The organism is Streptomyces atratus (assembly GCF_040655115.1).
In the GTDB taxonomy this organism is placed as follows: Bacteria; Actinomycetota; Actinomycetes; order Streptomycetales; family Streptomycetaceae; genus Streptomyces; species Streptomyces atratus_D.
In genome coordinates this window covers 81,094-98,413 of the sequence record NZ_JBFAJH010000019.1, presented here as the reverse complement: position 1 = coordinate 98,413, position 17,320 = coordinate 81,094, and the positions used below count along the sequence as shown (strand labels likewise).

Here is a 17,320-nt window from a genome sequence, read left to right as displayed (position 1 = left end):
CGCTTCGCGGCTCCGCTCCAAGGACCCATTCCTCCCCGGGCTGAGGCCCGGGGCATCCTGGGAAAAATCCGGTGAACAGGGTCAGGTCAGGAGCCGCAGTTGCAGGACGTCGCCGAGCTGGTCGGGCGGGACCGGCGTGTAGTCGATCCGTATACCCGGGTTGGCGTGTTCGAAGCCGTGGATGACCGCCCGGAACGTCTCGGGGGTCTCCGGGCCGAGGAACCGCACCGCTGTTCTGCCGTCCGCCGGCCGGCCGCCCGAGCAGCCGGCCAGGGCCGCCGCCGAGGCCACGCCGAGGGCGGCGCCGAGCACGGTTCTGCGGCTGGGAGAGCTCGTCATGCGGCCCTCCTGCCTGCGATGGACATCGCGTTCTCCAAATCGTTTTGCATAACCTGGCTCGGCCTCTGTGCGGCACGATCGGAAGCACCATACAAAACGTTTTGCATGTTGGATAGAGTGACCTCGAACACCAGGACAACAACCCTGGACAACAACGGGAGGCTGATGGTGCACGGCGCCGGCCGGATCAAGATCGTGGATGTGGCGTCCGAAGCGGGCGTCAGCGTCACCACGGTCTCCCATGTGCTGAGCGGCCGCCGCCCGGTCTCGGCCACCACCCGCGCCCGGGTCGAGGACGTCATACAGCGGCTCGGCTACCAGGCGGATCCCTCGGCGCGCGGACTGCGTACGCAGCGCACCCGCACCCTGGGCCTGGTCGTCCCGGACATCACCAACCCGTTCAACACCGCCATCGCCGCGGGCATGCAGGAGATCGCGCTGGCCCACGAGTACCTCACCGTGGTCTGCGAGGCTCCGATGGACGGCCCGCACCTGCCCGCGGTGATCCGGCAGCTGGTGGCGCGCCGTATCGACGGCATCGTGGTCGGCCGGTACGGTGCCACCCGCCAGGACCTGGAAGGGATCGTGGCCTCGGGAGCCAAGCTCGTACGGCTCGGCGGGCCGCTGGCGCCGGGGCTCGGCGATGTGGTGCGGGCCGCCGAGACGGAGGGCATGTACGACCTGGTCAGCCATCTGGTGGGGCGCGGTTACCGGCGGATCGCCTACATCGGGGGCGCGCCGGGGGTGGAGCCGGGCGAGGAGCGATTCGCCGGCTACCGGAAGGCTCTGGAGGCGGCCGGGCTGCCGGTGCACCAGGAGCTGGTCGCCTGGACCAGCTTCACCCGCGAGGGCGGACGGACAGGGGCGACGGCGGTACTGAACGCCACGGAGCCGCCGGACGCCGTGGTGTGCGCCAACGATCTGATCGCGATCGGCGCGCTGGACACCGCGCGGGCGGCAGAGCTGCGGGTGCCGGAGGGGGTGGCGATCACCGGGTACGACGACATCGAGGCGGCGTCGCTGGTCTCGCCCGCGCTGACCACCGTGCTCAACCCGGCCCGGGAGATCGGCCGTTCGGCGGCGCAGCTGCTGCTGGACCGGCTGGAGGGCGAGAGCTCCGGCCCGGCCCGGGAGATCGTTCTCGCGCACCGTCTGGTGCCGCGCGAATCGGCCTGATCCCCCGGCGGCCTGGTGGGGTCGTCAGATGAAGTTGAGGGCGGCCGCCCCGCCCACTCCCCCGAGCACCATGAACGCGGGCATCAGCACCTTCAGCTCGACCCAGCTGCCGGCGCGGAACCGCATGCCCTTGGGCGGCCCGATCGGGTACCAGCGCTTGCGACCGAGCGGGATCGGCCACAGGATCGGGCAGCCGGAGACGGTCAGCGCGTCACCGATGTCATGGACGAGGGCGCCGAGGACGATCGGTAGTCCGAGCCAGAGGTACTCCTGGCCGGGAGCGCTGAAGAGCCAGTCCGAGCCGTTGCCCGGCTTGTCGAGGACGTCGGCCAGTATCCAGGCGCTGGTCGCGCCGAGCAGCCATACCAGGACGTCGCTGGACATCCGGGCGGCCCGCCACAGCAGTCCTTCGACGGCGAGCACGAGGTGGACGAAGAGGATCGCGAGGACCGCCCACCGGCCGCCGGTGATCGCCGCGGCGGAGGCCCCGGCGCCGATCAGCGCCGCCCAGAGCCAGGTGTGCGTCAGCGTCCGGTGGCCGCCGTTGCGGCGCGGGTCGCCGGAGCTCCTGGTCGCCTTGTAGACGGCGTGCGAGAGCTTGTCGACGATCTCGCAGAGTCCGCGGGAGACCGGTCCGAAGGCGCGCGAGATGGTCGCGGACTTGTGATCGAGGTCCGGGGCGAGCGCGGCGCCCGCGGTGATCAGCGCGCCGACCACCAGCACGGGCCACGGCATCGTATGGCCCGCGGCTGCCGCCGCCGCGCCCACCCCCAGCCAGGCCGCCGCCCCGGACAGCGAGTGTGCCGGTCCCATCATGGTTCTTCCGCCCCCAAAGTTTGTCCGGCCGCCATCGCCGTTGCGATGCGGCCGAGTTGAGTGGGCAGCGTACCGTCCGTGATCTTCGTAGGATCGTCCGGTTCCCTCATCCGGGCGGAAGGCAGGCAAGATGGGGGCGTGACCCTTATCGATCAGCTGCCCCCGACCGACGACCCGGACGCCCTCTTCGAGGCCTTCTCGTCATGGACCGAGACCCAGGGCATCACCCTCTACCCTGCTCAGGAGGAGGCGCTGATCGAGGTGGTCTCCGGGGCGAACGTGATCCTTTCCACGCCCACGGGCTCCGGAAAGAGCCTGGTCGCGGCGGGTGCACACTTCACGGCTCTGGCCCAGGACAAGGTCACCTTCTACACCGCCCCGATCAAGGCGCTGGTCTCGGAGAAGTTCTTCGATCTGTGCAAGCTGTTCGGTACGGAGAATGTCGGCATGCTCACGGGCGACGCCTCCGTCAACGCGGACGCCCCGGTGATCTGCTGCACCGCGGAGGTGCTCGCGTCCATCGCACTGCGCGACGGGAAGTACGCCGACATCGGCCAGGTCGTGATGGACGAGTTCCACTTCTATGCGGAAGCGGACCGCGGCTGGGCCTGGCAGATCCCGCTGCTCGAGCTGCCGCAGGCCCAGTTCATTCTGATGTCGGCCACGCTCGGTGACGTCAGGATGTTCGAGCAGGACCTGACCCGGCGCACCGGCCGCCCCACCTCCGTGATCCGCTCGGCGACCCGGCCGGTCCCGCTCAGTTACGAGTACCGGCTGACCCCGATCACCGAGACGCTCACCGAACTCCTGGACACCCGGCAGTCGCCGGTCTACATCGTGCACTTCACGCAGGCCGCGGCCGTCGAGCGGGCGCAGTCGCTGATGAGCATCAACATGTGCACCAAGGAGGAGAAGGAGAAGATCGCCGATCTGATCGGCAACTTCCGCTTCACCACGAAGTTCGGCCAGAACCTCTCCCGCTATGTGCGGCACGGCATCGGGGTGCATCACGCGGGCATGCTCCCGAAGTACCGGCGGCTGGTGGAGAAGCTCGCCCAGGCGGGTCTGCTGAAGGTGATCTGCGGTACGGACACGCTCGGCGTCGGCGTCAACGTCCCGATCCGCACAGTGCTGTTCACGGCGCTCACCAAGTACGACGGCACCCGGGTCCGTACGCTGCGCGCCCGCGAGTTCCACCAGATCGCCGGCCGCGCGGGCCGGGCCGGCTTCGACACGGCGGGCTTCGTCGTCGCGCAGGCGCCCGAGCACGTCATCGAGAACGAGAAGGCCGTCAAGAAGGCGGGCGACGACCCGAAGAAGAAGCGCAAGGTGGTCCGCAAGAAGGCCCCCGAGGGCTTCGTCGCCTGGTCGGAGACCACGTTCGACAAGCTGATTCAGTCCGACCCCGAGCCGCTGACCTCCCGCTTCCGGGTCACGCACACGATGCTGCTGTCCGTGATCGCACGTCCCGGCAACGCGTTCGAGGCGATGCGGCAGCTGCTGGAGGACAACCACGAGCCGCGCCGCGCGCAGCTGCGCCACATCCGCCGGGCCATCGCGATCTATCGCTCCCTGCTGGACGGCGGCGTCGTGGAGCAGCTCGCCGAGCCGGACGCGGAGGGGCGCATCGTGCGGCTCACCGTCGATCTCCAGCAGGACTTCGCGCTCAGCCAGCCGCTGTCCACGTTCGCGCTGGCCGCGTTCGACCTGCTGGACGCCGAATCGCCGTCGTACGCCCTGGACATGGTCTCCGTCGTCGAGTCGACGCTCGACGACCCGCGGCAGATCCTCGCCGCCCAGCAGAACAAGGCGCGCGGCGAAGCGGTCGGCCAGATGAAGGCGGACGGTGTCGAGTACGAGGAACGGATGGAGCGACTCCAGGACGTCACGTACCCGAAGCCGCTGAGCGAGCTGCTGTGGCATGCGTACGACGTGTACCGAAAGAGCCACCCGTGGGTGGGCGACCACCCGGTCTCGCCGAAGTCCGTGATCCGCGACATGTACGAACGCGCCATGACGTTCACGGAGTTCACCTCGAACTACGAGCTGGCCCGCACCGAGGGAATCGTGCTGCGCTACCTGGCGAGCGCGTACAAGGCTCTTGAGCACACCATCCCGGACGATCTGAAGTCCGAGGACCTGGAGGATCTGATCGCCTGGCTCGGCGAGATGGTCCGCCAAGTGGACTCCAGTCTCCTCGACGAGTGGGAGCAGCTCGCCAACCCGGAGGTGGAGACGGCCGAGCAGGCGCAGGAGCGAGCCGATGAGGTCAAACCGGTCACCGCCAACGCCCGCGCCTTCCGGGTGCTGGTCCGCAACGCGATGTTCCGCCGGGTGGAGCTGGCCGCGCTGGACAAGGTGGCCGAGCTCGGCGAGCTGGACGGCGAGGCGGGCTGGGACGAGGACGCGTGGGGCGAGGCGATGGACGCGTACTGGGACGAGTACGAGGATCTGGGCACCGGCCCGGACGCCCGCGGTCCGAAGCTGCTGAAGATCGACGAGGACCCCGCGCACGGCATGTGGCGGGTACGGCAGACGTTCGCCGACCCGAACGGCGACCACGACTGGGGCATCAGCGCGGAGGTCGACCTGGCGGCCTCCGACGAGGAGGGCCGGGCGGTCGTCCGGGTCACCTCGGTCGGCCAGCTGTGAGCGTGACCGCCGCGACGACGGCACCTTTGCGAGAGTGGAGACGAACGGCATGACGAACCCCGCCGAGCGCCTGGTCGACCTGCTCGACCTGGAGCGGATCGAGGTCAACATCTTCCGGGGGCACAGCCCCGAGGAGTCGCTGCAGCGGGTCTTCGGCGGCCAGGTCGCCGGGCAGGCGCTGGTGGCGGCCGGCCGTACCACGGACGGGGACCGGCCGGTCCATTCGCTGCACGCCTACTTCCTGCGGCCGGGCCGACCCGGCGTGCCGATCGTCTACGAGGTCGAGCGGGTGCGGGACGGGCGGTCGTTCACCACGCGCCGGGTCACCGCCGTGCAGGAGGGACGGACGATCTTCAACCTGACGGCGTCCTTCCACCGGCCGGAGGAGGCGGGCTTCGAGCACCAGCTGCCGCCCGCCCGGACCGTTCCGGACCCCGAGCAGCTGCCCACGGTCGCCGAAGAGGTGCGCGAGCACCTCGGAGCGCTGCCGGACGCGCTGGAGCGGATGGCCAGGCGCCAGCCGTTCGACATCCGGTATGTGGACCGGCTGCGCTGGACGCAGGAGGAGATCAAGGACGCGGACCCGCGCAGCGCGGTCTGGATGCGTGCGGTCGGCCCGCTGGGCGACGATCCGCTCGTGCACACCTGCGCGCTCACGTACGCGAGCGACATGACGCTCCTCGACGCGGTCCGTATCCCGGTGGAACCCTTGTGGGGGCCGCGCGGTTTCGACATGGCGTCGCTGGACCACGCGATGTGGTTCCACCGTCCGTTCCGGGCCGACGAATGGTTCCTGTACGACCAGGAGTCGCCCATCGCGACGGGCGGGCGTGGACTGGCGCGCGGCCGGATCTACGACCGGGGCGGCAATCTGCTGGTGTCCGTGGTGCAGGAGGGGCTGTTCCGCCGCCTGGGCACGTAGCCCGGCTCACGTCCCGGGCAGCGGGTCCTGTTCGACCTCGTGGCGGCGGGTGCGGATGTCCGGCGCGGCAGGGTGCAGTTTGGCGTCGCAGGCGGGGCCGAGCCCGGTGCGGCGTGACTCCCTGCCGGTGAGCGGTCGGCCGCACAGGCGGCAGCGGACCGGACGGCGGCCGGTCGCCCGGTCGGGTTCGGCCGGGGCCTCGATGTCGGACCCGGGGAACGGCTCAGGATTCTCCACGAATCGATCTTCTCAAGTCCGCGGTCCACCCTGCGACTTCCGAACGGAGCGCAACGGAGGAGTTCGCGGATGAGCAGCGTGCTGACCATGGAACCGGTCCCCCGGGACAAGAAGAGCGTGGCACCGGGCGACGTCGATCCTGTCGGGCATGTCATCACGTACGCGGACGCACTCGGCGACCCGGCCCGGAACGTCGCCTACATGGAACGCGAACTGTCCCCGGCGGCATACCCGCGTACCTGGCGGCCCGTAAGAACGGGACGCGTTCCTTCGTCCTGTGGGCCGATCCGCAGCGCCGGGCGCGGCTGGCCGCGGTGATCACCACGTCCGCGGGCGACGGCGTGGCGACGTATCAGGTACTCGGGGCCGAGGGCGAGCCCATCGTTACGTTCGTCCGCGAGAAGGCACTCTCCGGCAGCGGGCTGCGGACCCGTTGGACGGTCACGCAGACGGGTTGCGCCGAGGCCGTCGGCTACAAGGGGCGGATCTTCTGGTGGTACGTGTGGTGGCTGCTGTCCCCCGTTCAGGCGGTCATCATCGTGGGCAGCCTCCTCAGCGGCAGCGGTGATGTCGCCCGCGGGCCGCGTCGCATCTTCTCGCGGACCGGCGAGGAGACCCCGCTGGAGTTCCAGGACGATCACGTCTTTCTGCACGCCCAGTGGTGCGACTGGCGGCTGGGCGCGGCGCTGGTGGCGCTTCTGCGCACCTTCGACAGCTGGCTCGGGACCCCCTGGGACGACCGGCGGAAGTGACCGGCGGCGGGTCTCAGGCCTTGCGCTCTCCGCCGCCGGCCGGGGCCGGGGCCGGGCCATCCAGATGATGCCGGAACCGGGACGACCCGCGATGATCGGGGAAGGAAGCAGTCAGGAGGGTCTTCCATGAGCCAGGACAGTGCGTCGACGCTCCGTGCCGCATCGCCCCTGACGCCCGCGGAGCGGGCCGCCCGGGGGAAGGCCGCCCGCCGCCGCACTCCCCGTTCGAGCCACGCCCTGTTCGCACCGCCGGCCGACCGCCCCGACCCGATGGGCGTCCTCGAGGCCCAGTCCGCGACCAGGATTCCGGAGCTCGTCCCGATCCGCACCAGCCGGATGGCCGAGTCGCCGTTCCCCTTCTACCGGGGCGCCGCCGCGATCATGGCAGCCGATCTCGCCTCCACCCCCGATTCCGGGATCAGTGTCCAACTGTGCGGAGACGCACACCTGTTGAACTTCGGACTGCTCGCCTCCCCGGAACGGAATCTGCTGTTCGACATCAACGACTTCGACGAGACACTGCCGGGCCCCTGGGAGTGGGACGTCAAACGGCTGGCGGCCAGCCTTGTCGTCGCGGGGCGGGCGAACGGCTTCACGGAGCGGGAGAGCGCCGACATCGTGCCGGCAGCGGTGCGGTCGTACCGCGAGTCGATGATCCGGTTCGCGGGCATGCGCAACCTCGATGTGTGGTACACGAAGACTGATGTGGAACGCCTCCGGACCGTGGCGTCGCAGCAGTTGGCGAAACGTGGCCGCAAGAACCTGGACCGTGCCATGGCCAGGGCCCGTACCCGGGACAGTCTGCAGGCCTTCGGCAAGCTGACCGAGGTGGTCGACGGCCGGCTCCGGATCGCCGCGGATCCGCCCTTGCTCGTACCGCTCGTCGATCTCCTGTCCGGTGAGGAGCGCGATGTGACGATGGAGTGGTTCCGCGACCTGATCGAGAGCTACGCGCTGACTCTCCCGTCGGACCGGCGGTTCCTGCTCCGGGACTTCCGGGTCGTGGACGCGGCCCGCAAGGTGGTCGGGGTCGGCAGCGTCGGCACGCGGTGCTGGATCATCCTGCTGCTCGGCAGGGACGACCGGGACCCGCTCTTCCTCCAGGCCAAGGAGGCCGGCACCTCGGTGCTCGCCCCGCACGTCGGCTCGAGCGCCTACCGGAACCAGGGCGAGCGGGTGGTCGCCGGGCAGCGGCTGATGCAGGCGGCGAGCGACATCTTCCTCGGCTGGGAACGCGCGGAGGGAACCGACGGGCAGCGCCGCGACTTCTATCTGCGGCAGCTGCGCGACTGGAAGGGCGCCATCGAGCCGGAGTCGATGGCGCCGGTCGGGATGCGGACGTTCGGTGAGGTCTGCGGCAGCACCTTGGCACGCGCCCACGCGAGGTCCGGCGACCGGATCGCCATCGCCGCGTATCTCGGACGCGGCGACTCGTTCGACCGTGCGATCGCGCGGTTCGCGGAGGCGTACGCCGACCTCAACGAGCGGGACCATCAGGCTCTGGTCGACGCGGTCCGGGCGGGGCGGCTTCCCGCGTCCGAGCCGAACGGAGCCCCGCTCGCAGCCGGGCATGCACCTGGGGCTCAGACGACGAGGCGACCATGACCCTGCCGGCCGAACCCGCCGGACCATCCGCCACGGCGCGGCCCGATCCCCTCGCCCTCATCCGTTCCCGCCGATACGTGGGACTGCTGCTGATGGCGGCACTGCTCGGAGTCCCGATCTCGGCGATGGCCTTCGGCTTCCTGGCACTCACGCACGAACTCCAGCATCTGACCTACTCCGAGCTGCCGAAGGCACTGGGTTTCCGCTCCACACCGTCATGGTGGCCGGTGCCGCTGCTGGTCGTCGCCGGTCTGCTGGTCGGTCTGACGATCCGCTTCCTTCCGGGCACGGGCGGTCACAAACCGGCCGAGGGCATGGCACTCTCCGGGGCCCCGTCGGCGGTGGAGCTGCCCGGTATCGCGATTGCGGCCCTGGCCTCCCTCGGTGTCGGTGCCGTTCTCGGGCCCGAGGCCCCGCTCATCGCCCTCGGTGGCGGTCTGGCCGTGTGGACCGCGCGGCTGCTGAGGCGGGGCATCGCGCCGAGCGCGGGTGCACTCGTGGGGGCTGCCGGCAGTTTCGCCGCTGTCAGCGCGCTGCTGGGGTCGCCACTTCTGGGTGCGTTTCTCCTGATGGAAGCGTCGGGCCTGGCCGGGGCGACGCTCGGGATGGTCCTCGTGCCGGGACTGCTCGCCTCCGGTATCGGATCGCTCATCTTCATCGGTCTCGGCTCGTGGACCGGTCTGGGGACGTACTCGCTGGCGCTGCACCATGTGCCGCGGGCGGTAGAGCCCGACGTCGCGCAGTTCGGCTGGGCCCTTGTCGTCGGGCTGGCGGCTGCCGTCGTCGGCGAAGGGATCCGGCGGCTCGCCGTCCATCTGCAGGGGCGGGTCGAGCGGCGGAAGGTGGTGGGCACCGTGCTGATGGGCCTGCTGGTCGGTCTCCTGGCGCTGGCGTATGCCGAGGGTTCCGGCAAGGATGCGTCCCAGGTGCTGTACTCGGGGCAGGACGCGCTGGACCCCCTTCTTGCCGCCGGCGCCGGATACTCGGTGGGCGCGCTGCTCCTGCTCATCGTCTGCAAGGGGCTGGCGTACTGCGTGTCGCTGAGCAGTTTCCGGGGTGGTCCCGTCTTTCCCGCGATGTTCGTGGGAGCGGCGGGCGGAATCGCGCTCTCCCATCTCCCCGGGCTGAATGTGACGGCCGGGTTCGCCATGGGCATCGGGGCGATGTGCGCGGCGATGCTGAAGCTCCCGATGACCTCGGTGCTGCTGGCCACCCTGCTGCTGGGATCGCCGGGGCTCACCGTCATGCCGCTGGTGATCCTCTCGGTGGTGGTCGCGTACGTCGTCTCGCTCCGGCTCGCCGCGGAGCCGGCCACCGTCCCGCACGGACCGACCGCCGCTCCGCTGCCGTGAACGTGCCCTTCGGAGACCGTGGGGTGTCCTTCACGGGCGTGTGCGGCCGGACGGGCGTGGCTCCGGCGGGGTGCCGTCGCCGAACGGGCGGCCCCCGAGCTGCTCGCGGTGGTGCGGTGTCCCCCAGCCGGAGAGATCGGGGCCCAGGGGCACGATGCCGGTGGGGTTGATCCCCGTGTGCACCCGGTAGTAGTGCTGCTTGATGTGGTCGAAGTCGACCGTGTCGCCGAATCCGGGGGTCTGGAACAGGTCCCTGGCGTAGGCCCACAGCACCGGGGCCTCGGTCAGTTTCGAGCGGTTGCACTTGAAGTGCCCGTGGTACACGGCATCGAAGCGCACCAGTGTGGTGAACAGCCGGATGTCGGCCTCGGTGAGCGTGTCCCCCACCAGGTAGCGCTGGTCCTTGAGGCGTTCGGCGACCAGGTCGAGTCTGCGGAACACATCGTGGTACGCGGCTTCGTACTCCTCCTGGCCACTGGCGAATCCGGCCCGGTAGACGCCGTTGTTCACATCGCGGTAGATACCGTCCATGACCTCGTCGATCTCGTCCCGCAGCCGTTCGGGGTAGAGATCGGGGGCCCCGGGCCGGTGCAGCGCGGTCCACTCGGTCGCGAAGTCCAGGGTGATCCGCTGGAAGTCGTTGGTGACGAGCTTCCCGCTGGGTACGTCCACGATCGCGGGCACGCTGACGCCGCCGGGGTAGCCGCGTTCGCGCGCCTCGTACGCCTCGCTCAGGTAGGCGATGCCGAGCACCGGGTCCCTGCCGCCCTCGTCCAGGGTGAAGCGCCAGCTGCGGTCGTCCTGGATCGGGTCGGCGACGGCGAGCGACAGGGCGTCTTCCAGGCCCAGGAGCCGCCGGGAGACGAGTGACCGGCTCGCCCAGGGGCAGGCGCGGCTGACGACCAGCCGGTAGCGGCCCGCCTCGACCGGCCAGCCGTCCCTCCCGTCGGCCGTGATCCGGTCGGCGAAGTGACTCCCGGACCGTTTGAAGGGCCGGTGTCCGTACGCTGCGTTGCCGTCCGGCTCACTGCCGGTCGGGTTGCTCATCACGGTCTCGCTCTCGGTCGGACGGCGAGCGCATGTCTCCCGCCCCGTCGGGAGGCCACCACTTCGGCCAGTGCCACCACGAGTGCCCCCATGACAAAGGCGACGGAGACGACGAGCCCGAGGTCGAACGCGGTGGTCCAGCCCTCGGAGGCCAGCTGGGCGAAGAAGACCGAGCCGACCGCGGCGATCCCGATCGCGGAGCCGACGCGCTGGCCGGTCTGGAGCGTGCCCGCGGCGCTCCCGCCGCCGACCACCGGCACCTGGGACAGAGTCAGAGTCAGGTTCGGCGCGATGACAAGGCCGCTGCCCACACCCGCCAGGAGCAACGGGGCCGCCATCGCCCAGGCGATGCCGCGGCCCGGGACGACGTGCACAGCGATCACGGTGGCCCCGAGTCCGACGACCACCATGGACAGCCCCACAACGACCAGCGGTCGGCCGTAACGGCCGACCATCCGGCCACCTGGTCCCGCGGCGGCCGCCGCCCCCAGAGCGAACGGTGTGATGGCCAGTCCGGCCTGGAGGGCGGTGCAGTGCAGGCCGGCCTGCAGATAGAGCGTGCTGATGAAGAAGATCGAGGTGAATCCGGCGAAGTACAGCAGGCTCAACAGACAGCCCAGCCAGTAGGAGTGCAGCCGGAACAGCGACAGGTCGAGGACCGGCGCGGTGCCGCGTCTGCCGCACCGGGACTCCCAGCCGACGAAGGCGGCGAGCAGAACCGCGGCCACGACCAGCAGCAGCCACTTCTCGTTGCCGGGCCACTGCTGTTCCTGGACGAGGGGCAGCAGCAGGGCCAGCACGCCCGCGCCGAGAAGGAGGACGCCGACGGGGTCCAGGTCGCGCGGCCGTACGCGCCCGGCCGACGGGGTGTCCGGCAGGAGGCGCCGGGCGAGCAGGAAGCAGACGATGCCGAGCGGCAGGTTGACGTAGAACACCCAGCGCCAGCCCTCGGCGGGTCCGGCCGCCTGGATCAGCAGCCCACCCAGGAGGGGGCCGACGGCGGTCGAGATACCGACCACCGTGCTGAACATGCCGAAGGCGCGCCCCCGCTCCCGGCCGGCGAACATCTGCTGGATCAACGCGGAGATCTGCGGCGAGATCAAGGCTCCACCGAAGCCCTGAATCACTCGGGCGACCACCAGCCAGGAACTGGACTGGGCGACTCCACAGGCTGCCGACGCCAACGTGAACACGGCCAGTCCCGCCAGGAACACCTCACGGCGCCCGCGGGCGTCGCCGAGCCGTCCGGCAGGGATGAGGAGGAGCCCGAAGGCGAGGGAGTAGCCGGAGAGAATCCATTGCAGATCGGATTCCGGGCTCCGCAGACCGTTCCGGATGGACGGCAGGGCGACGTTGACGATGGACACGTCCAACAGCGTCATGAAGCCCGCCACCAGGCACACTCCAAGTGCCTGCCAGCGGCGGGGGTCGGGCGCCGGGGCCGCCCCGCTCCCCGCCGCACCTCCGATGGACGTTGCGCTCTCCGGCATGATTCGCACCTTAGGCGGCGTGTCCGGGTTCCTCATGCCCGACAGGCCCGACTGCCGTAAACGTCGCCGTCCCGGAGAAGGTGCCGGCCGGGCACGCCCGCGTCAGGCTTTCAGGCCCTCGTCCACTTCTCGGTGCATACCCGTGCACAGCGCCCAGATGATGAAGATGTTGACGGCGACCAGCACCAGGGCCCACAAGGGGTAGTACGGCACCCACAGGAAGTTGGCGATCGCGCCGAGGCCGGCGACGGCGACACCGAAGTAGCGCGCCCACAGAGCTCCGCCGAGCACGGCGCAGCCGGCGAGGACGAGGACGATGCCCAGAATGAGGTGGACCCAGCCCCAGCCCGCCAGGCTGAACTCGAACACGTAGTGGCGTGTCGCGATGAACAGATCGTTCTTGGCGATGGCCGCGATCCCCTCGAAGATCGCCATCGCTCCGCCGAAGATCATCAGGGATGCCGCCAGGATGGTGACACCGGATGTGGGTGCGTGCGTGGGACTCGGGTAGGCGTGGCCCGGTTTGGATCCTGCGGTGTCGCTGGCCATGTCGGCCTCCTTGGTGGCAGTGCCATCGGTCCGGCCGCGCGGGCAGGACCGGCGCGATCCCCCGTCCCAGCGTGACATGGCGGCTCTCCGTCGGCACTCCGGCCGACGAGGCCCAGCTCTCTCATATCAGGGATATCATCTCGGATGTGAGAGCATCTGAAGAGGTGGAGCCGACGTCCGTCGATGCCCGGCTCGCTGCCCGGCTGGGCGAGCTCCGCACCGGGCGCGGCTGGTCGCTGGACGAACTGTCCCGGCGCAGCGGCGTCAGCCGCTCTACGCTGTCGCGCCTGGAGCGCGGCGAACTGAGCCCGACCGCCGCCCAGCTGGGGCGGCTGTGCACGGTGTACGGGCGGACGATGTCGAGGCTGCTGACGGAGGTGGAGGCGGAACCACCACAGCTCGTGCCCGCCGAGCGGCAGCCTGTGTGGCGGGACGAGGCGTCCGGATTCGTCCGCCGCTCGGTCTCCCCGCCGCACACGGGACTGCGCGCCGAGATCATCGAGGGGACGCTCGACGCGGGCGCCGCCATCGCCTACGACAACGCTCCCGTGCCCGGTCTGGAGCAGCACGTCTGGGTACTGCAGGGGACGGTCGAGATCACCGTCGAGAACACCGTGCACACCCTGCGCCAGGGCGACTGTCTGCGGTTCCGGCTGCGCGGACCCTCACATTTCCACTGCCCGGGCCCGGACCCGGTCCGTTATGCCCTGATGGTCGTTCTGCCGTGAGAGGACCCCGCCATGACCGAGATCGTCCCCGTGTCCGGCCCCGAGCTGGTCACGTACGCCGATGAGCTCGCCGCTCTCCTTGTGGAGACCGTGGACGACGGGGCGTCGGTGGGGTTCCTCGCGCCCCTGGAGCGCGATGCGGCGGCCGCCTGGTGGCGGGGGCGCGCCGCGGCCGTCGATGCGGGACATCAGCGCGTCTGGCTCGCTCGTGACGGCGAGCGGGTCGCCGGAACCATCGGTCTGAACCTGGCTCCGCTGCCGAACGCCCGCCATCGCGCCGAGGTGACGAAGGTGATGGTGCGTCCGTCGGTGCGCGGCCGTGGGCTCGGCCGGGCGCTGCTGGGCGTCGCCGAGCGGGCGACGGCCGGGGCCGGTCTGAAGCTGCTCGTCCTGGACACCGAGACCGGCAGCCCCGCCGAGCGGCTCTACCGCTCGGCGGGCTGGACGGAGTGCGGATCCGTTCCGGACTACGCCGGGGACCCGGCCGGGGTTCTGAAGCCGACCAGCTTCTACTACAAGCTGATCGGCGAGATGGACACCGGTAGGGACGGCCGGGCGGCGAGCCCGTCGAGGTCCTTGTAGGTGGCGCCGTCCTTCATGACGGGCAGGATGTTCGCCGGGTCGCCGAGTGCGTGGATGTCGGTGAGCGGGTTGCCGCGCGCGATGACGACATCGGCGCGCTTGCCGGCCTCAAGGATGCCGGTCTCCTGCCCCGGTACCCTGCGGCGACTCGTCGCCGGGCGCCGCCTCCCGGCTGTACGGACGGGCGGGCGCGGGCCGCGCGCCTCCCCCATCTGCGCATCGCCGACCGGGCGGTCGCACTGCGGGCGGTGAAGCTCATGGGCCGGCTGCTGGATCCGGCCGGGCGGGCGGGCGGCTTCGTGCCGATGAACCTGTGGGCGTAAGAATGGCGTCGGAAGCGACTGACAAGGAGACCCTCGTGACGCTGTACGACATTCCGCTCCACACGCTCACCGGCGAGCCGACCACCCTCGGCGCCTACCGCGGCCAGGCGGTCCTGCTGGTGAACGTCGCCTCCAAGTGCGGGCTCACCCCGCAGTACGCGGGCCTGGAGCGGCTGCAGAAGGAGTACGGGGACCGGGGCTTCACCGTGCTCGGTGTTCCGTGCAACCAGTTCGCGGGCCAGGAGCCGGGCAGCGCGGAGGAGATCCAGACGTTCTGCTCGACGACGTACGGAGTCAGCTTCCCCCTCCTGGAGAAGGTCGACGTCAACGGTGACGGACGGCACCCGCTGTATGCGGAGCTGACGCAGCTCGCGGACGCGGACGGCGAGGCGGGTGACGTGCAGTGGAACTTCGAGAAGTTCCTGATCTCCCCGTCCGGCGAGCCGGTGGCCCGCATCCGCCCCCGCACGGAACCGGAGGATCCGGAGCTCGTGGCGGCGATCGAGGCCCTGCTGCCCGCCTGACGGGCGGCGTTGTGCCGGGCGGCCTGATGGCCGGCCCGCCCGGCACGACCTCACCCCCGCCGGGCACACGATCAAGCCCGTCCGGCGATTGAGGACAAAGCGGCGCCGGAGGCACCGCAACCGCTCCGGCGCCCCCCGCACACCCACCCCTGCGGCACAGCGCTAGCGAATCGACATGCCCGACAGCGTGCGCGCAATCACCAGCCGCTGAATCTCACTCGTACCCTCGAAGATCGTGTAGATGGCCGCGTCCCGGTGCATCCGCTCCACCGGGTACTCACGGGTGAAGCCGTTGCCGCCGAGGATCTGGATCGCCTGCGCGGTGACCTTCTTCGCCGTTTCGCTCGCGTACAGCTTGGACATGGAGCCCTCGGCCGACTCGAACGGCTTCCCGGTGGTCGCCATCCAGGACGCCCGCCAGACCAGCAGCCTGGCCGCGTCGATCTGCGTCCGCATGTCCGCGAGCTGGAACGCGACGCCCTGGTTGTCGATGATCGGACGGCCGAACTGGCTCCGGGTCTTCGCGTAGTCCAGCGCGACCTCGTACGCGGCGCGCGCGGTACCGACCGCCATCGCGCCGACCGCCGGGCGGGACGCCTCGAACGTGGCCATCGCCGCGTTCTTCACGCGCTCGCCACCGGACTGGGCTCGCTCGCGGGCCCGCGCCAGGCGCTGGTCCAGCTTCTCCTTGCCGCCGAGCAGGCAGTGGCCCGGGACGCGGACGTCCTCCAGAACGACCTCCGCCGTGTGCGAGGCCCGGATGCCGTGCTTCTTGAACTTCTGGCCCTGCGAGAGCCCGGGGGTGTTCGGCGGGACGATGAAGGAGGCGTGGCCCTTGGAGCCGAGCTCCGAGTCGACCACGGCGACGACGACATGAATATTGGCTATGCCGCCGTTGGTCGCCCAGGTCTTGGTGCCGTTCAGCACCCACTCGTCCTTGGCCCGGTCGTACACCGCGCGGGTCCGCATCGAGGCGACATCGGATCCGGCGTCCGGCTCCGAGGAGCAGAAGGCGGCGACCTTCACATCGTTCGCATCGCCGTACATCTGCGGGATCCAGGTGCCGATCTGCTCCTCGGTGCCGTTGGCGAGAACGCCGACGGCCGCCAGGCCCGTACCCACGATCGACAGGGCGATGCCCGCGTCGCCCCAGAACAGTTCCTCCATCGCCATCGGGATGCCGAGCCCCGTCGGGTCGAAGAACTGCTGGGCGTAGAAGTCGAGGGAGTAGATGCCGACCTTGGCCGCCTCCTGAATGACGGGCCAGGGCGTTTCCTCACGCTCGTCCCACTCCGAAGCAGCCGGACGGATCACATCCGCGGCGAATCCGTGAAGCCAGTCACGGACCTGCTTCTGGTCGTCGTTGAGATCGAGCGTGAACTCGGCCATGTTCCCCTCCATGCGCTACCGTAAAAAAACCATCGTTACTTACGGTAACAGAAGCCTGTTACCGACAAGTAGCCTCTGTCGACCGGTCAGACTCCGATCGGCACCACCGATGGGCAGGGTGTTACGTTGCGCAGGCGTAACGGACTTGCATGGCCAATTGCACGGCCAGGGTGGGGAGAGGCGACATGGACACCACACGACAGGCCGAAAGACAGCGGACCGCGGCCGAACAGCGCCGCCGGGAGCTGCTGGAGGCCGCCGACCGCGTGGTGCTCAGGGACGGGCCCAAAGCCTCGATGAACGCCATCGCGGCGGAGGCCGGGATCACCAAGCCCATCCTGTACCGGCACTTCGGCGACAAGGGCGGTCTCTACCGCGCGCTCGCCAAACGCCACACCGACGCACTGCTGAGCGCGCTGCGGGCCGCACTCGACGCCCCCGCCGAGCGCCGCCAGAGGGTGGAGGCGACGCTCGACACGTATCTCGCGGCGATCGAGGCCCGCCCGCAGGTCTACCGCTTCCTGATGCACCCGTCCGACGACGCCGCCCCCTCCCCCGAGCAGGGCTTCGACGTCGGGCGCCACTCCGCCCCGCTGCTGCGCCGACTCGGCGAAGAGCTCGCCCTGGTCATCGCCGAGCGGGTGGACCTGGGCCCGGACAGCGAGGAGATGGCCCGCATCTGGGGCCATGGCATCGTCGGCATGATGCACGCGGCGGGCGACTGGTGGCTGGGCGAACGCCCTTGCTCACGCGCCCAGTTGGTACGCAGCCTGGCCGATCTGCTGTGGGGCAGGCTGGCCGCCGTGGGCAATCTGCCCGGCGGGCCCGGCTTCTGAC

Annotated in this window: 19 protein-coding genes; 12 read left to right on the top strand and 7 right to left on the bottom strand. The window is 70.3% G+C overall.

Features of this window, described 5'->3' with window-relative positions:
- Positions 1 to 81: 81 nt before the first annotated feature.
- Entirely contained in the window at positions 82 to 339 is a 258-nt protein-coding gene (locus AB0I23_RS21760) for a hypothetical protein (protein ID WP_359111443.1), read from the bottom strand.
- A gap of 117 nt (positions 340 to 456) precedes the next feature.
- On the opposite strand from AB0I23_RS21760, the gene AB0I23_RS21755 reads away from it, so the two are divergent.
- Positions 457 to 1,515 carry a LacI family DNA-binding transcriptional regulator gene (locus AB0I23_RS21755; RefSeq protein WP_359111441.1) on the top strand — a complete coding sequence of 353 codons (1,059 nt, stop codon included), beginning with the start codon at positions 457 to 459 and terminating at the stop codon, positions 1,513 to 1,515.
- Positions 1,516 to 1,539: 24 nt separating this feature from the next.
- Here the strand turns inward: AB0I23_RS21755 and AB0I23_RS21750 are convergent, their stop codons facing one another.
- Complete coding sequence (locus tag AB0I23_RS21750; protein WP_037690242.1) at positions 1,540 to 2,331, bottom strand: metal-dependent hydrolase; 792 nt, start codon at positions 2,329 to 2,331, stop codon at positions 1,540 to 1,542.
- A gap of 138 nt (positions 2,332 to 2,469) precedes the next feature.
- Between AB0I23_RS21750 and AB0I23_RS21745 the strand changes: the two genes are divergently transcribed.
- Together AB0I23_RS21745 and AB0I23_RS21740 are read left to right on the top strand one after the other, a co-directional pair.
- Entirely contained in the window at positions 2,470 to 4,983 is a 2,514-nt protein-coding gene (locus tag AB0I23_RS21745; RefSeq protein ID WP_359111439.1) for a DEAD/DEAH box helicase, read from the top strand.
- A 49-nt stretch (positions 4,984 to 5,032) separates the two neighbouring features.
- Positions 5,033 to 5,905 (top strand): acyl-CoA thioesterase, encoded by an 873-nt coding sequence (locus AB0I23_RS21740; protein ID WP_359111437.1) that lies wholly within the window; start codon positions 5,033 to 5,035, stop codon positions 5,903 to 5,905.
- Between the two features lie 6 nt (positions 5,906 to 5,911).
- Here AB0I23_RS21740 and AB0I23_RS21735 read toward each other — a convergent pair whose 3' ends face one another.
- Positions 5,912 to 6,142, bottom strand: coding sequence for a DUF6011 domain-containing protein (locus tag AB0I23_RS21735; RefSeq protein WP_384042796.1), 231 nt, complete (start codon positions 6,140 to 6,142; stop codon positions 5,912 to 5,914).
- 69 nt (positions 6,143 to 6,211) lie between these two features.
- Here AB0I23_RS21735 and AB0I23_RS21730 point away from each other — a divergent pair, with 69 nt between their 5' ends.
- The 4 genes from AB0I23_RS21730 to AB0I23_RS21715 all read left to right on the top strand — a co-directional run bounded on the left by AB0I23_RS21730 (position 6,212) and on the right by AB0I23_RS21715 (position 9,851).
- Complete coding sequence (locus AB0I23_RS21730) at positions 6,212 to 6,460, top strand: hypothetical protein (RefSeq protein WP_359111436.1); 249 nt, start codon at positions 6,212 to 6,214, stop codon at positions 6,458 to 6,460.
- Entirely contained in the window at positions 6,457 to 6,894 is a 438-nt protein-coding gene (locus tag AB0I23_RS21725) for a hypothetical protein (protein WP_359111434.1), read from the top strand. The genes AB0I23_RS21730 and AB0I23_RS21725 overlap by 4 nt, the downstream gene beginning before the upstream one ends.
- Before the next feature lie 126 nt (positions 6,895 to 7,020).
- Entirely contained in the window at positions 7,021 to 8,499 is a 1,479-nt protein-coding gene (locus AB0I23_RS21720) for a DUF2252 domain-containing protein (protein WP_359111433.1), read from the top strand.
- Positions 8,500 to 8,501: 2 nt separating this feature from the next.
- Positions 8,502 to 9,851: a chloride channel protein gene (locus AB0I23_RS21715; protein ID WP_436846975.1), complete on the top strand. Its 1,350-nt coding sequence runs from the start codon at positions 8,502 to 8,504 to the stop codon at positions 9,849 to 9,851.
- 30 nt (positions 9,852 to 9,881) lie between these two features.
- Here AB0I23_RS21715 and AB0I23_RS21710 read toward each other — a convergent pair whose 3' ends face one another.
- The 3 genes from AB0I23_RS21710 to AB0I23_RS21700 form a co-directional block, all read right to left on the bottom strand.
- Positions 9,882 to 10,898: a glutathione S-transferase family protein gene (locus AB0I23_RS21710; protein WP_359111429.1), complete on the bottom strand. Its 1,017-nt coding sequence runs from the start codon at positions 10,896 to 10,898 to the stop codon at positions 9,882 to 9,884.
- A complete protein-coding gene (locus tag AB0I23_RS21705) occupies positions 10,898 to 12,388 on the bottom strand; it encodes an MFS transporter (RefSeq protein ID WP_359111428.1) in 1,491 nt (496 codons plus the stop codon). Before AB0I23_RS21705 ends, AB0I23_RS21710 begins: the two co-directional genes overlap by 1 nt.
- A gap of 102 nt (positions 12,389 to 12,490) precedes the next feature.
- Positions 12,491 to 12,937: a DUF7144 family membrane protein gene (locus AB0I23_RS21700; protein ID WP_436846974.1), complete on the bottom strand. Its 447-nt coding sequence runs from the start codon at positions 12,935 to 12,937 to the stop codon at positions 12,491 to 12,493.
- 146 nt (positions 12,938 to 13,083) lie between these two features.
- On the opposite strand from AB0I23_RS21700, the gene AB0I23_RS21695 reads away from it, so the two are divergent.
- From AB0I23_RS21695 to AB0I23_RS21680, 4 genes are read left to right on the top strand one after another with little or no spacing between them, the layout of a single operon-like run.
- Positions 13,084 to 13,665 (top strand): helix-turn-helix domain-containing protein, encoded by a 582-nt coding sequence (locus tag AB0I23_RS21695; protein ID WP_359111426.1) that lies wholly within the window; start codon positions 13,084 to 13,086, stop codon positions 13,663 to 13,665.
- 12 nt (positions 13,666 to 13,677) lie between these two features.
- A complete protein-coding gene (locus AB0I23_RS21690) occupies positions 13,678 to 14,247 on the top strand; it encodes a GNAT family N-acetyltransferase (RefSeq protein WP_359111424.1) in 570 nt (189 codons plus the stop codon).
- Positions 14,248 to 14,297: 50 nt separating this feature from the next.
- Complete coding sequence (locus AB0I23_RS21685; protein ID WP_359111423.1) at positions 14,298 to 14,570, top strand: hypothetical protein; 273 nt, start codon at positions 14,298 to 14,300, stop codon at positions 14,568 to 14,570.
- A 35-nt stretch (positions 14,571 to 14,605) separates the two neighbouring features.
- A complete protein-coding gene (locus AB0I23_RS21680; protein ID WP_359111421.1) occupies positions 14,606 to 15,094 on the top strand; it encodes a glutathione peroxidase in 489 nt (162 codons plus the stop codon).
- A 162-nt stretch (positions 15,095 to 15,256) separates the two neighbouring features.
- Here AB0I23_RS21680 and AB0I23_RS21675 read toward each other — a convergent pair whose 3' ends face one another.
- Positions 15,257 to 16,483: an acyl-CoA dehydrogenase family protein gene (locus AB0I23_RS21675; protein WP_359111419.1), complete on the bottom strand. Its 1,227-nt coding sequence runs from the start codon at positions 16,481 to 16,483 to the stop codon at positions 15,257 to 15,259.
- A 185-nt stretch (positions 16,484 to 16,668) separates the two neighbouring features.
- Here AB0I23_RS21675 and AB0I23_RS21670 point away from each other — a divergent pair, with 185 nt between their 5' ends.
- Positions 16,669 to 17,319: a TetR family transcriptional regulator gene (locus AB0I23_RS21670; RefSeq protein WP_359111417.1), complete on the top strand. Its 651-nt coding sequence runs from the start codon at positions 16,669 to 16,671 to the stop codon at positions 17,317 to 17,319.
- Position 17,320 lies beyond the last annotated feature (1 nt).

Excerpts from the sequence above, each read along its gene's own strand:
- AB0I23_RS21760 (WP_359111443.1), bottom strand. The coding sequence starts at position 339 with ATGACGAGCTCTCCCAGCCGCAGAACCGTGCTCGGCGCCGCCCTCGGC.
- AB0I23_RS21750 (WP_037690242.1), bottom strand. The coding sequence starts at position 2,331 with ATGATGGGACCGGCACACTCGCTGTCCGGGGCGGCGGCCTGGCTGGGG.
- AB0I23_RS21740 (WP_359111437.1), top strand. The coding sequence starts at position 5,033 with ATGACGAACCCCGCCGAGCGCCTGGTCGACCTGCTCGACCTGGAGCGG.
- AB0I23_RS21730 (WP_359111436.1), top strand. The coding sequence starts at position 6,212 with ATGAGCAGCGTGCTGACCATGGAACCGGTCCCCCGGGACAAGAAGAGC.
- AB0I23_RS21720 (WP_359111433.1), top strand. The coding sequence starts at position 7,021 with ATGAGCCAGGACAGTGCGTCGACGCTCCGTGCCGCATCGCCCCTGACG.
- AB0I23_RS21710 (WP_359111429.1), bottom strand. The coding sequence starts at position 10,898 with ATGAGCAACCCGACCGGCAGTGAGCCGGACGGCAACGCAGCGTACGGA.
- AB0I23_RS21705 (WP_359111428.1), bottom strand. The coding sequence starts at position 12,388 with ATGCCGGAGAGCGCAACGTCCATCGGAGGTGCGGCGGGGAGCGGGGCG.
- AB0I23_RS21700 (WP_436846974.1), bottom strand. The coding sequence starts at position 12,937 with ATGGCCAGCGACACCGCAGGATCCAAACCGGGCCACGCCTACCCGAGT.
- AB0I23_RS21690 (WP_359111424.1), top strand. The coding sequence starts at position 13,678 with ATGACCGAGATCGTCCCCGTGTCCGGCCCCGAGCTGGTCACGTACGCC.
- AB0I23_RS21675 (WP_359111419.1), bottom strand. The coding sequence starts at position 16,483 with ATGGCCGAGTTCACGCTCGATCTCAACGACGACCAGAAGCAGGTCCGT.
- AB0I23_RS21670 (WP_359111417.1), top strand. The coding sequence starts at position 16,669 with ATGGACACCACACGACAGGCCGAAAGACAGCGGACCGCGGCCGAACAG.